This window comes from Streptomyces sp. NBC_01669 (genome assembly GCF_026339735.1).
Classification (GTDB): domain Bacteria; phylum Actinomycetota; class Actinomycetes; order Streptomycetales; family Streptomycetaceae; genus Streptomyces; species Streptomyces yanii.
In genome coordinates, this window is sequence record NZ_JAPEQG010000001.1 from 5,018,304 (window position 1) to 5,031,493 (window position 13,190).

Here is a 13,190-nt window from a genome sequence, read left to right on the forward strand (position 1 = left end):
CGTCGGGCCCGGAAAATCCGTTCACATCGTCCTCAGCCTGTGGATAACCTCCCCGATATGTACTCCCCGACTCCGGACGACTGGCGCGAGGCCAACCGCGCGCGCTGGGATGAGCGCGTGGCGATCCATACGGCGAGCAACTTCTACGACCTCGACGCCTTCCGGGCGGGCAAGGACGCACTGCGTGCGTTCGAGCTCGCGGAGGTCGGGGACGTCACGGGAAAGTCGCTGCTGCATCTGCAGTGCCACATCGGGCTCGACACTCTTTCCTGGGCCCGGCACGGCGCCGCGCACGTCGTCGGGCTCGACTTCTCCGAGCCGGCCGTCGAGACCGCCCGTGGTCTGGCCCGCGAGCTCGGGTTCACCCCGGACCGGGCGGCGTTCGTCGCCGCCGATGTCCATGATGCGGCGGAGGCCGTCCCCGACTCCTCGTACGACATCGTCTACACCGGCGTCGGTGCGCTGAACTGGCTGCCGGACACCCGCCGCTGGGCCGAGATCGCCGCCGCGCTCGTCGCGCCCGGCGGATTCCTCTATCTCGCGGAGTTCCATCCGCTGACCGACTGCCTCGACGACGCGACCGGCTCGACGATCACGTACGACTACTTCAGCCGCGACGCATGGGTCGACGAGACACCGGGTACGTACGCGGACCTCGACGCACCGACCGTCCACAACCGGAGCGTCGAGTGGCAGCACCCCGTCGGTGACGTGGTGTCTGCGCTGGCCGCCGCCGGACTGCGGATCGAGTTCCTGCACGAGCACGACGCCTCGCTCTTCCGGCGGTTCGCGGCACTGGAGCGGCACGCCGACGGGTTCCATCGCTTCCCGTCCGACCGGCCCCGCATTCCACTGATGTACTCGATCAAGGCGTCGAAGCCGGCCGCGGGTTGAGCGAAGGCCGGTTGTCAGTGGTGGGGTTCAGACTCGGACCATGACTGCCGATCTGCGCGCCACGGTGGAGACGTACTGGACCGCGGCCGAGACACGTGACTGGGACACCTTCGCGACGACGCTCGCCGAGGAGGTGCTCTACGACCTGCCGCAGACCCGCGAGCGCATCCGCGGCAAGGAGCGGTATCTCCGATTCAACCGGGAGTATCCAGGGGACTGGCATGTCCGTGTTGAACGGATCGTGGCCGACCGGGCCGGCGAACAGGTGGCCGTACGGACGCTGTTCACCGCAGGCCTGGAAGAGATGCACGCCATCCACTTCTTCACGGGGGACGACCAGGGCCGGATCGTGGAGATCACGGACTTCTGGCCGGAGCCGTACGAGCCTCCGGCAGGGCGGGAGCACGTCGCCGAGCGTTACTGAGGCGCGACTTCAGGGGCGGCCTCTACGGGGGTGGGGCCGGCCCGGTCCCAGCCGGGGGCGCGGACGTCCACGGTGAGGGTGTTCATCACGACCTCCTCGCCGCAGGTGCGGCAGACCCACGCGGCGTCGAGGTCGTGCCCGTGCCCGTCCTCGACACGGGTATCCGTGCTGCCCGGCCGGGGGACGCTGCCCGGCTCATGGACCATGACGACGGGCGGCTCGTCGAGCACCCAGCGGTCGCCCCAGTCCAGCAGGGCCCGGATCACCGGAGCGAGGTCCCGGCCCGCCTCGGTCAGGTGGTACTCGTAACGCGGCGGCCGTTCGTTGTACGGGCGTCGCTCGACCACCCCGGCCTGCTCCAGCGAGCGCAGCCGGGCCGCGAGGCGGTCCCGCGGCGCCCCGGTGTTACGGGCGATCGCCTCGAACCGATGGTTGCCGAAGAAGATCTCGCGCACCGCGAGCAGAGCCCACTTCTCGCCCACCACATGCAGCGTGGCGGCGGCGGAACAGGGCCGCCCGGGCAGGGCACCTGTGTCGATCCGGCTCACGGAACGGTTCATTGCACTCACCCCTACAAGGTTGCCATCTCAAACTCACTGGCGCTACCTTGCCGCCATGACAGTTGGAGAATCAAACTCACTAACGGATGCGGCTGACCCCGCGCCGCCCACGGCGAAGGGCTCGGCCGCGCGCTCCCGCGCCACCGCCTGGATCATTTCGGCCGGTGTCTTCGTCGTGAACCTCGACCTGTTCATCGTCAACGTCGCCGTCCCCGCCCTCGGCGACTCCTTCCACGGCAGCTCCCTCGCCTCGCTGTCCTGGGTGCTCAACGCGTACGCGATCGTCTTCGCCGCCCTGCTCGTCGTCGCCGGCCGGCTGGCCGACCGGTACGGGCACCGGCGCGGCTTCCTCCTCGGGCTGGCGGTCTTCACCGTCGCCTCCGCACTCTGTGCCGTCGCCCCGGGCGTCGGCTGGCTGGTCGCCGCCCGCGCCCTGCAGGCCGCCGGAGCCGCCGCACTGATGCCGACCTCGCTGGCGCTCCTGCTCGTCAACACCCCGCCGGAGCGCCGACCGCAGGCCATCCGCAGCTGGGCGGCGATCGGGGGGATCGCCGCCGGTCTCGGTCCCGTCATCGGTGGGCTGCTGGTGGAGGCCGACTGGCGCTGGGTGTTCCTTGTCAACGTGCCGGTCGGTGCGGTCGGACTGGTGGCCGGGGCCCGACTGCTGCCCGACGCCCGCCCGGACCGCGACGGCCGCTTCCCGGATCTGGTCGGCGCCGCCGTGCTCACGCTCGCCATCGGTGCGCTCGCGCTCGGACTGGTCAAGGCCGATGCCTGGGGCTGGGGTTCGCCGGAGGTGATCGGCTCGCTCGTCGCCGCGGTCGCGCTCGGTGGGGCGTTCTGGCTGCGCTCCGCCCGGCACAGCGCCCCGATCGTCGAGCTGCCGATGCTGCGCACCCCGGCCTTCGCGGCCGCCACCCTTGCCGCCCTTCTCTTCACCGTCGCGTTCGCGGCGATGCTGCTGACCTCGGTGCTCTGGTGCCAGCAGGTGTGGGGGTACTCGGCGATCCGTACCGGACTGGCCATCGCGCCCGGCCCGTTGGTCGTTCCGGCGCTCGCCGTCACCTCCGGCCCGGTGGTCCGCCGCCTCGGCGCGGGCCGCACGGCGGCGCTCGGCTGCCTGCTGTTCGCTGTCGGCCTCGGCTGGTGGGCGATCGCGCTCGACACGGTCCCGCACTACGCGACGGGGTTCGTGCCCGGCATGCTGATCACTGGCATCGGCGTCGGTTTCGCCCTGCCCACTCTGGTCGGTGCGGCTGCGACGGCCCTTCCGCCGACCCGGTTCGCGACCGGATCGGCTGTCACCACGATGGCGCGCCAGACCGGTTCGGTCCTCGGCGTCGCCCTGATGGTCACTCTGCTCGCCACCCCACAGACCCCGGCCGCGGCACTCGAGGCGTTCCGACACGGCTGGTGGGCAGCGGCAGTCACCGCCGTACTCGCCGCAGCGACGGCCCTCGCCCTGCCCCGGTCGGGCACTGCGGGCCGCGCCTGAGAGCCTGTCGGGTGACCTCTGACCGGGCGGCCACGCCCTGGCACCCACGCTTCCCGCGTTGCCGAAATATCCTAGTAGCTCCGCTACGAGGACATCCCGCCGCCTTGGAATCGCACGCACCAGACCGCGTCCGCTATCCGATCGAAGGTCACCCGACAGGCTCTGAGCGGGACGGCAGACATGTGGCGGCCCACCGGAGACCTCCCGGCGGACCGCCACCTTTCCGTACCGCACGAACGCGTTACCCGTTGCGTATTACGCGACCGAGCGGAAGGCGGGCAGATAACCGCCCGACTGCCCCGCGGCCTTGGGGTGGTACGAGTTGTAGACCGGCAGCGTCACACTGTTGAGCCAGGCGTCGCCGGAGCACAGCTCATGCTCGGTGAACTCGTCGACCACGCCGGAGAACGTGAATCCGGCATTGGCCGCCTGCTTGGCGATGACACCGTTCAGCACGTCGGACGCATTGTTGATGGCCGAGCGCTCGGTCTCGGTGAGCCCGGCGATGCAGGTCCCGTTCAGCTGGTAGAACCGCGGATATCCCAGCACCACCACATGGGCCTGCGGGGCACGGGAACGGATGGCGCTGTACAGCGAACCCAGGCCGGACGGAAGCGAGTTCTGCATCTGCGACACAGCCACGTTCACGCTGCTCACGCAGGTGGACTCGCTGTACAGGACGCAGTCCTGCATGACATCGGCGAAACCGACGTCGTTGCCGCCCGCGGTGACGCTCACCAGGGTCGTCGACGAACTCAGCACACCCAGCTGACTGCCGGCGACGGAGCCGGTCGTGGCACCCGAGCATGCGACGAAGGCGAACGAGGCCGGCGAATTCGCCGCCGCCCAGAGGTAGGGGTAGGCCTTGGTGCTCCGGCGGCAGTCGCCGGAGTCGGAGAGATAGCTTCCCGAACCGACGCCGGACGAGTAGGAGTCGCCGAGGGCGACATACCCGCCGGCGGCGGCCGAGGAGGTTGCCGAGGCCGGCTGGGCCATGCCCAGCGCGGCCACGACGGCGAGGACCAGAGTGGATGCGGACGCCCAGAATCTCCGTACTGACATGCCTGTCAGCCCTCCGAAGTGTGGGGGGTGGGTGGGGGGTTGAGTGAGCGAGGACGTTTCTAGCAGCTGTTGGTACTCGCCGGTAATGGCTGCTTCAGAACTCGTCTGAAATGTCCGAATGATCGTTCGTTCGGGCATGCTGATCCGCCCGTCCACCGTCGGTCGCCGGGAGAAGGGATGCGTTGACCGGGAGGGCTTCGTCGCGCATGCGGCGCGAGGAGTCACGGAACCTTCTGCACAGTCGACGCGCCTCGCTGAAACCGGGGTCGCGACATCAAGGTGTCCCCCGAGGCCCCGGAAGACGTGTGCCGGACTCTGCGCCTCGACACGCGGGAACGGGCCCGCCCCGTCCGTCCGGCAGGCCCAACTCGCCGTCCTTGTGCGGCGCGACCAGGAGTCCGGCCGACCCAGGGCTACGACGTGACATCGACCGGAGGGCGCTGCTCCCGGCCAAGTCGCTCAACGATACGGGGACATGCCAAGGCCCGACTTCGAGGGCGCCGAAGTGATCGATGCGGAGGGGCTGTTCGCCCTGGCCTGACGCGCCGGAGCGCGCGGCACGCCCGGCCGGCGGCACCCAGGCAGTCCCACGGCGAGCTGCCGCTCGGGGGCATCCCTGAGATCCTGCGGAGAGCCGGCGGCGCAGTGCGCCCGGAGGGCGTCTGTGCCGCGACGCTGCTGAGCGCCGTGTCGGCGCAGGACGCGGACATCATCACGCCCCCTCGACGTGGACACGCGTCATGAACACGACCGGCCGAGCCGATGTCGGCTCGTCGGGCGCTCGCCGGCGCCGGACTGCGAGCGGTGTTCGGGCGCGGCGGACCGGGGGCAAGCCGGACTTCGGCGCCCCGCCTCCAGGAGCTGCGCCGCGTGCGCAGGAAACTGCTCCGTTCGGACGACGGACCGGTCACTCCGACCGTGGCCACGACGGGCCCCGGCGTCTGCGGCGTCGACAACGCGCACAGTCGCGGGCTGCCCGGCGACCGAGATGACGTTGCCGGTACTCGGGGTGCAGGCTGCAGTACGACGGATCCTGACGGCCGGGATCATCACCGGCCTCGGTATCGACATCGAAACTCGCCGCAGCGGGCGCGGTCTGTTCACCGTGATGCGCTTCGCGGTCGCAACCGACCGGGCGAACGCGCCGGACGAGGAGTCCGCACTCGGCGCGCGGGAGGTGCTACGAAATCATCGAAGGGGCGCGCGGCATCGGGGCCGGTGGCCGGGCAGAGCGGCGGATCCGGTCCCGCTCACGCCCGGCGCCCTGATCCCGGCGCCGATGCCGATGGCTGCGGAGTGTTCGCGCCGACCGCGCACCCGGGCACAGGGGACACGGTCCTCGTCGGCGGGTGGCTCATGGAACAGGGCAGGCGATTGTCGCGCGACTCCGTGACCCGGCCGCGGCACGCCTGCGGCGCGCCGCCGCTAGATGGCGCCCGGGGCCGCGCGGATTCAGGCCGACGCGCAGACGCACTCTGTGGTGGCCCCCATGCGGGGTGCCACCACAGCGCCTTGGTCATGGTCGGCCGCCGAAGATCAGTTGTGCCCGAACCTACGCTGCTTCCGGTGGGAGACCTGCTCCGATATCGCACGCACCGGCCCAGGCGCATCCGGAATGTGCGTCTGCGTCTGTTCCTTCGTCTCCGCGGGCGCGCTGCGTTCGTGGCCACCTGTGCGGGCGCCGCGATTCTGTCGGCTCTGCTTCTTGCTCACGATGACGCCTCCTGTAGCCGATCTCGGACGAGGGGCCACTTTCAGATTCGCATGTGAGTACGAAGCGCGCATTCCGGGCGCCCGGGACTGGGGGAGTGCGGCGGGTCCCGCGCATCGCTCCCGGCCGATGTCCCGCCGCCTCGCCGAGGGCGAGCGCGGCCTGCCCGCCGTCGCGGAGTTCTTCGCCGGGCTGATCAAGGCTCGCTGCACCGGCGAGTACGCCCGTTGGGGCTGCATGGTCACCCGTGCCCATGCCGGGGCGGAGGACGGCGAACCCGACGTCCGTGCCGTACTCGACCAGCACCACCAGGGATTGCGGGACGCCTTGCGCGCGGCGCTGCGCACGGCGGAGGAGCAGGGCCGGCCTTCCCCCACGCCGGCTGACCCGCCCGGGCCATCACCACGACGCGCGAAGACGCGGTCCGGAGGAAACTGGTCCCGACCGTCCGACTGTCCGACCGGCCGTGGTGAGAGGTCCCGATGGCGTATGGCCTGGCAGTCGCGAGCTGGAACCACGTGTTCCGTTACGTCCGGGTGAGGGCGAGAAGCACCATCTCACGAGCCTGGAGGGGTTGGCGGCGCTGTCGCTGGACGCGCTCAGCTCGGTCGCCTACGGCCCCGAGGCAATCGTGCTGGCTCTCGTCGCCGCTGGGACCGGGGCGCTCACGAGCACGCTGCCCATCACCCTGGCGATCGTCTTCCTGCTTGCCGCACTGGTGGTGTCGTACGGCCAGGTCATCGCCGTACACCCGGACGGCGGAGGCGCCTATGCCGTGGCCAAGAAGGACCTGGGCGCCACGTCGAGCCTGCTCGCCGCGGCCAGCCTGGTCGTCGACTATGTGCTGACCGTCGCCGTCAGCTTGACCGCGGGCGCCGACGCGCTGGCGTCAGCCTTTCCCGCCCTCGCCCACGACAAGCTGCTGGTCTGCCTGGTCGGCCTGGCCCTGCTGACGGCGGTGAATCTGCGCGGCGTCACCGAGAGCGCCCGTGTGCTGATGCTACCGACCGTGCTGTTCATCATGGCCATTCTGGGCGTCATCGTGCTCGGCTTGTTCCGCTCCCACCCGGCGGCCGTGGTCGGCACCCCGCAGTCCTTCCCGGCGCACGAGTCGCTCGGTCTCCTGCTGGTGCTCAAGGCGTTTTCGTCCGGGTGCTCCGCGCTGACCGGAGTGGAGGCCATCGCCAACGCCGTGCCGACCTTCCGCACGCCCCGCGTCAAACGCGCCCAGCGCACCGAACTCATGCTCGGCGCACTGCTCGGCCTGATGCTCATCGGGCTCGCCGTACTGATCCGCCGCGACCACGTGGCCCCCCGCGGCCACGTCACCGTCCTCGCCCAGCTCACTGCCGGCGCCTACGGCGACGGGTGGGCCTACTACGCAACCAACCTCATCGTCACCCTCGTCCTGCTCCTCGCCGCGAACACCAGCTTCGGCGGCCTGCCGGTGCTCATGAGCCTGCTCGCCCGCGACCATCGTCTGCCCCACCTGTTCGGGCTGCGCGCCGAACGGCCGGTGTACCGCTACGGCGTCGTGGCGCTGGCCCTGCTGGCCGCCCTGCTGCTGGTCGCGACCGGCGCCGACACCCACCGGCTGATCCCTCTCTTCGCCATCGGCGTGTTCATCGGCTTCACCATCAGCCAGCTCGGTCTCGTCCGGCACTGGGCGACCGGGAAACCCGACGGCTGGCGGCGCCGCGCGCTGATCAACGGCACCGGAGCGCTGCTGACCACGCTGGCCGGGGTCATCCTCCTCACGACCAAGTTCCTGGAGGGCGCCTGGGTGGTCGTGGTCGCCGTACCGCTGATGATGCTGCTGTTCGCCCGCATCCAGTGCTACTACACGGCCGTCGGCGAGGAACTGGAGCTGGGCCGGATCCCGCGGCCGCCGGACCGGCGCGCCGCGAGTCTGGTCATCGTCCCGCTCGGCGAGGTCAGCAAGCTCGCCCGGCACGCCATCGGCGCCGCCCTCGCCCTGGGCGACGAGGTGGTCGCCGTCGCCGTGCACGCCGACCCGGACAGGTCACAGGCGCTGCGGGACTCCTGGGACCGCTGGAACCCGGGAGTTCGGCTCGACATCATCGACAGCCCGCACCACTCCCTGGTCCAGCCGATCGTGGACTACGTGCAGCGCGCCGCCGAGGACGGACGCCAGGTCGCCGTCCTCATCCCCGAGGTCGAACCCAGACACCGCCGTTACGAGATCCTCCAGAACCAGCGCGGCCTCCTCCTCGCCACCGTCCTGCGGGCCCGCACCGACGTGGTGGTGTGCTTGCTGCCCTATCGGCTCCGGGTCTGAGCTTGATCTTTAAGGCTGCTGCTCGGCCCCGCCGCGTCTAGGCATATCCGTTTTGCGCTGTTTCTTGCCGACTGGGTGGCGGGGTGCGGGGGTGGAGGTGCGGCCCTTGGGGCGGCCTGGGCCGGGGTGGGAGGCTTTCGGCGCGCGGGCCGGGGTGCCCAGGATCCGCCGGATGCGGGGATAGCCGCGCCGGACCCGGCCGGGGTGAGCCGATCCGGTGTCAGGGGCTTTTCCCAGGGGCGCCGGAGGTCCTCGGTCAGGGGGCGGGCGAGACGGAGTTGCGCGTAGGCGGCGAGGATCAGCCACACCCACCGGTCGGCCTGTTCGGGGGTGCGCAGGCGGGGTCGGGTCAGGCCGAGGGTCTGCTTGAAGAAGCGGAAAGTGTGCTCGATATCGAACCGTCGAAGGAAGATCCGCCAGAGGCGGTCGACGTCGTGCGCGGTGGCGTCGGGGTCGCTGTGCCACAGCCATAGCGGCTTGGGGGCGCGGTTGCCGGGCAGGTGCTCGACCGCCAGATGGACCAACGTTCCCTCGACGAGGGGGAGTTCGCCTTCGTGGTGGGCCCAGGAGCCGCGCCGGTCCAGCTTGGGGTGCAGGCGGCCCCAGCAGCGGGCGAGGACCTGGCCGAAGCGGTCGTGGACGCCGGCCGACTCCTGGACCGGGGCCGGGTGGGCGGCGGGGTCGGCGAGGCGGAACTCCGCTCCATGTCGGGGCGGGCGCCCGGGGTTCGTTCCGCGGCGCTTGCCGGCCGGGGCGCGCATCACCCGGTCGGCGCGGATGCGGCCCAGCAGCCGCACCGGCTCCTCGCGCAGCAGCCAGGTCAGGCGCACGAGGTCGTAGCCGGAGTCCAGGACGAACAGCACCGGCAAGTCGCCCGGTCGCCACTGCCCGGCCCGCTCCAGGCGGGCGACAAGGTCGCGGATCTGGGCGGCGGTGACCTCGGTGGGATCGTCCTCGGGCCCCAATCGCACCGCGTCCAGCGGCCCGGTCCACGAGGAGCGGCCGCCGCCGAGGGCCGCCGCGACCTGGTAGGGCCAGCCCGGGATGGTCTGACGCACCCCGTCGCACCGGCACGGACGGTGGCAGTGCAGCCGCTGGGGCGAACACTCGGCATCCGGACGCGGCCACGGAGTGACGTCCAGCGCGATGGACAGCTGCCCGTCCGCCCCGCGCGGCAGTACGAGCCCCGCCAGGGCCATCCGAAGCCGGGACACGTTGATGTGCCCCTGGGCCAGCGCGTCGTACATCGCTCCGTGCCCGCGCCGATGCACCCCCGACAGCGAGAGTTCCGGCAGGGACGTCACCGGCCCGTCGGCGCACAGCACCGCGTCCATGAGCTCGAACAGAGCATCCGCCCGCAACGTCAGGCACTCGTACAGCTCACGGCGAAACCGGGACAACCCGGCCAGGGCCTCGACGCGCACGGCGCCGTCTTGCAGACTGTCCATCACGGCCTTTGGTTGATCAACGTGTCTCTTGGCGGAAACACATGATCAAGCAGAGGCCGCCCAGCTGTCAGGCGAACGACAAACCCCACCAAGAAATGATCTTGGTGGGGTTTAAAGCCAAGCTGAGCCGTCGCGTCGTTCTCTCGTCGGTGGCTGGTTGCGGAGCGAAGATGGAGGTGTGACGGGAGGCGCCCGTGTGAATCCTGCTTCCCCCTCACCACGGCGAGCACGCGGCGGCTTTCATGCCGCCGGTATGGACGAAGCTCCCGGCCGCCGGCCGCGTCGGCCTGGCCGCTGCCGCGCCGGCCATTGCCTTTGGACCGGATCGTTCCGAGTGTGTTCCCTCAGGCGGGGGCCGGTGCCCTGGGGTGCGGCCGGCATCACGGGGTGCACCATGGAAGGCGCGAGCATGACATCGGGGGAGATGAGTCAGCAGGAGTCCGCCGGTGCCACGTGGACGGTTGCGGATCTACCTCGGGGCCGCCCCCGGGGTCGGTAAGACGTATGCCATGCTCGCGGAGGGGCAGCGGCTGCGCTCGCTGGGAGCGGACGTGGTCCTGGGCCTCGTCGAGCCGCACGGCAGGCGGCCGACCGCTGCCATGGCCGAGGGGCTGGAGACCATCCCGCGGTGCGCCCTGAGCCATCGCGGGAGGCTGTTCACCGAGATGGATCTCGACGCCGTACTGGCCCGGCGTCCCCAGGTCGCGCTGGTGGACGAGCTGGCCCACTCCAATGTTCCCGGGGCACGCAACGCCAAGCGGTGGCAGGACGTGGAGGAACTCCTGGCCGCCGGCATCGATGTCGTCAGCACTCTCAATGTCCAGCACCTGGAATCGCTGAATGACGTGGTCCGGCAGATCACGGGCGTACGGCAGCGCGAGACGCTGCCCGACGAGGTGGCCCGCCAGGCCGACCAGATCGAACTGGTCGACCTACCGCCGGAGGTTCTCCGCCGGCGGATGGTGCACGGCGACATCTATCCTCCGGACCGCATCGAGTCCGCCCTCACCCACTACTTCCGGGTCGGCAACCTCACCGCACTGCGAGAGATCGCCCTGTTGTGGCTCGCCGACCGTGTGGAGGAGGGTTTGCAGCGGTATCGCGCCGAACACGGAATCGTCGCTCCCTGGGAGACCCGGGAGCGCATCCTGGTGGCCCTGAGCGGTGGTACCGAGGGCGAGACCCTCATCCGCCGCGCCGCGCGGATCAGCACCCGTACTCCCGGGACAGAACTGCTGGCCCTGCACGTGGTGCCGGAGGACGGGCTCACCCGAGTCGACCCGGTGGTGCTTGCGGCCCAGCGCACCCTCGTGGAATCGCTCGGCGGCAGCTATCACCAGGCCAGTGGCCAGGACGTGGTCGAGCTGCTGCTCCAGTTCGCCGAGGCGGAGAGCGTTACCCAGATCGTGCTGGGCGCGAGCCGGCACGGCCGACTGGCCTCGCTGCTGAGAGCGGGCGTGGGGGAGCGGACGATCAGGGGCTCCGGGCCCGTCGACGTGCACATCGTCACTCATGAAGAGGCTGCGGGGGCGGCAGGGCTGAGGCTTCCGCACGCGAGCCGTGGCATGGGCGCACGACGGTACTGGGGCGCGCTGGTCGGCGCCGTGGTCCTGCTCCCCGTACTGACGCTCGTGCTGACCGCTTTGCGTGGCCGTCTCGGTCTCTCCAGCGACCTGGTGATCTATCTGCTGGCGGTCGTGGTGGTGGCCCTTGTCGGCGGCGTCTGGCCCGCACTGCTCGCGGCGGTCGCCACAGCACTCATGGCGGACTACTACTTCACCTCGCCCGTGCACTCGTTCGGCGTGGAGCGCCCCGACGAGATCACCGCGCTCGTCGTCTTCGTCGCCACAGCGGCCCTCGTCGGTACGGCGGCGGCCGCGGCAGCGCAGCGCGCGCACCAGGCCGCGCGTGCGACATCGGAGGCCCGCGCGCTGAGCAGACTGTCCGCGGCCATGATGCGCGGTCAGGATCTCACGGCACTGGTGGAGTTGATCCGGGAGAACTTCGGGCTCGGCGCCGTAAGCCTGCTCGAACGAGATCCCGAAGCAACGCCCGCGCCCGGCTGGTACGTGGTGGCCAGCGCGGGCGAGCTGCCGCCGGAGAAGCCGTACGAGTCCGATGTGGAGAGCCCGGTCGACGACGATCTCACCCTGGCCGCGCGAGGTCCCGGGCTGAGTCCGGAGGACCGCCGTATCTTCGCCGCCTGCGCCGCCGAGTTGGGGCTGGCGCACGCCCGGGGCCGGATCACCGGAGGCAACGGCGGCGTGAACACGCTCGCCGATGCCGAGCGCACCCGGGCGTCCCTGCTGCTTGCAGCCGGCCGTGATCTGGGCGCCACGCTGCGTACCGGCGAGGAGTCGCTCGCGCGCCTGCGGCGTCATCGTGCGGGCGAGCGCGGGCCGGATCAGGCGCGACTGCTGGACACCGCTCACGCGGCGATCCACCGCGCCGTGCAGCTCGTCACCGATCTCGACGACCTGAGCCGGCTGCACGCCGGGGCGCTCGACCTCTACCTCCGCCCGGTCGACCTCAACGAGGTGCTGGGCGTGGCTCTGGACGACCTGGGGCCCGGCGGCCACTCGATCGTGCTGCGTCTGCCGGAGTACATGCCCGATGTGATCGCCGACGCCGCCCTCCTCACCCGGGCCCTGACTGCCCTGGGGGCCGACGCACTGCGCAACAGCCCGCCGGACCGGCCCCCGGCCGTCACCGCCGAGGTCCGGGACACGTGCGTGACGATCCGAGTGGTGGACGGGGCGCCCGGCGGCACCGCGGAGTCGATGACCACCGGCGCGTCCGGGTGGTCACCGGTCGGCCGTGCCGACAGTCTGGCGCTGCGGCTGTCGCGCGACATGGTCGAGGCCATGGACGGGAGCCTGGAGACAGCCACCGACGAGTCCGCCTTCTCGGCGACGCTCACCCTCCCGAGTTCTGCGCCGGGAGGCCCCGCCTCGGTCGGCCGCTGAGAGCAACGGCGCTTGCCTGCGGCGTTCACTCCATCGGACCGCAGGGTGACAGAGCGGTCTCGACGCTGACTGATATAGCGTCAGAAATAGTTATGAATCTACCTCGATCGGGCTGGACCGACATCCGCGCCCCTGACCGCTCTGCGGGGGTGCCTCGCGCATGCCGGACGTCGCCTACGTCGGTCTGACCGCTCTGCTGTTCGTCCTCATCGGCCTGGTCGCCAAGGGAGCCGGACGCCTGTGAGCGTGGACAACATCGTCGGCCTGGTGGTCGCCGTGTGCCTGGTGATCTATCTGGTCCTCTGCCTGATCTTTCCTGAGAAGTTCTAGG

At 70.8% G+C, this 13,190-nt stretch carries 8 protein-coding genes and 1 pseudogene; 6 read left to right on the forward strand and 3 right to left on the reverse strand.

Annotated elements, in window-relative coordinates; translation table 11 throughout:
- The first annotated feature begins 57 nt into the window (after positions 1-57).
- Together OG972_RS22525 and OG972_RS22530 are read left to right on the forward strand one after the other, a co-directional pair.
- Entirely contained in the window at positions 58-894 is an 837-nt protein-coding gene (locus OG972_RS22525) for a bifunctional 2-polyprenyl-6-hydroxyphenol methylase/3-demethylubiquinol 3-O-methyltransferase UbiG (RefSeq protein ID WP_266984187.1), read from the forward strand.
- Positions 895-934: 40 nt separating this feature from the next.
- Entirely contained in the window at positions 935-1,318 is a 384-nt protein-coding gene (locus tag OG972_RS22530) for a nuclear transport factor 2 family protein (RefSeq protein WP_266984188.1), read from the forward strand.
- Here OG972_RS22530 and OG972_RS22535 read toward each other — a convergent pair.
- Positions 1,312-1,878, reverse strand: a complete 567-nt coding sequence (locus OG972_RS22535; protein WP_266984189.1) for a helix-turn-helix domain-containing protein — start codon at positions 1,876-1,878, stop codon at positions 1,312-1,314. The two genes, OG972_RS22530 and OG972_RS22535, sit on opposite strands and share 7 nt — an antisense overlap.
- Before the next feature lie 55 nt (positions 1,879-1,933).
- Here OG972_RS22535 and OG972_RS22540 point away from each other — a divergent pair, with 55 nt between their 5' ends.
- Positions 1,934-3,373, forward strand: a complete 1,440-nt coding sequence (locus OG972_RS22540) for an MFS transporter (RefSeq protein ID WP_266984191.1) — start codon at positions 1,934-1,936, stop codon at positions 3,371-3,373.
- 255 nt (positions 3,374-3,628) lie between these two features.
- On the opposite strand, the gene OG972_RS22545 is transcribed toward OG972_RS22540, so the two are convergent.
- Positions 3,629-4,435 carry an SGNH/GDSL hydrolase family protein gene (locus tag OG972_RS22545; protein ID WP_266984193.1) on the reverse strand — a complete coding sequence of 269 codons (807 nt, stop codon included), beginning with the start codon at positions 4,433-4,435 and terminating at the stop codon, positions 3,629-3,631.
- Positions 4,436-6,720: 2,285 nt separating this feature from the next.
- Between OG972_RS22545 and OG972_RS22550 the strand changes: the two genes are divergently transcribed.
- A complete protein-coding gene (locus tag OG972_RS22550) occupies positions 6,721-8,445 on the forward strand; it encodes an APC family permease (protein ID WP_266984195.1) in 1,725 nt (574 codons plus the stop codon).
- 9 nt (positions 8,446-8,454) lie between these two features.
- Here the strand turns inward: OG972_RS22550 and OG972_RS22555 are convergent.
- Positions 8,455-9,893 (reverse strand): annotated as a pseudogene (locus OG972_RS22555) (NF041680 family putative transposase).
- A 446-nt stretch (positions 9,894-10,339) separates the two neighbouring features.
- Here OG972_RS22555 and OG972_RS22560 point away from each other — a divergent pair.
- Both OG972_RS22560 and kdpF read left to right on the forward strand, forming a co-directional pair.
- Positions 10,340-12,859 carry a DUF4118 domain-containing protein gene (locus OG972_RS22560; protein ID WP_266984197.1) on the forward strand — a complete coding sequence of 840 codons (2,520 nt, stop codon included), beginning with the start codon at positions 10,340-10,342 and terminating at the stop codon, positions 12,857-12,859.
- Positions 12,860-13,099: 240 nt separating this feature from the next.
- Positions 13,100-13,189 carry a K(+)-transporting ATPase subunit F gene (gene kdpF / locus OG972_RS22565; protein WP_266984198.1) on the forward strand — a complete coding sequence of 30 codons (90 nt, stop codon included), beginning with the start codon at positions 13,100-13,102 and terminating at the stop codon, positions 13,187-13,189.
- The last annotated feature ends 1 nt before the right edge of the window (position 13,190 follow it).

Coding starts and splice junctions, on each gene's coding strand:
- OG972_RS22530 (WP_266984188.1), top strand. CDS start 935: ATGACTGCCGATCTGCGCGCCACGGTGGAGACGTACTGGACCGCGGCC.
- OG972_RS22545 (WP_266984193.1), bottom strand. CDS start 4,435: ATGTCAGTACGGAGATTCTGGGCGTCCGCATCCACTCTGGTCCTCGCC.
- OG972_RS22535 (WP_266984189.1), bottom strand. CDS start 1,878: ATGAACCGTTCCGTGAGCCGGATCGACACAGGTGCCCTGCCCGGGCGG.
- OG972_RS22525 (WP_266984187.1), top strand. CDS start 58: ATGTACTCCCCGACTCCGGACGACTGGCGCGAGGCCAACCGCGCGCGC.
- OG972_RS22540 (WP_266984191.1), top strand. CDS start 1,934: ATGACAGTTGGAGAATCAAACTCACTAACGGATGCGGCTGACCCCGCG.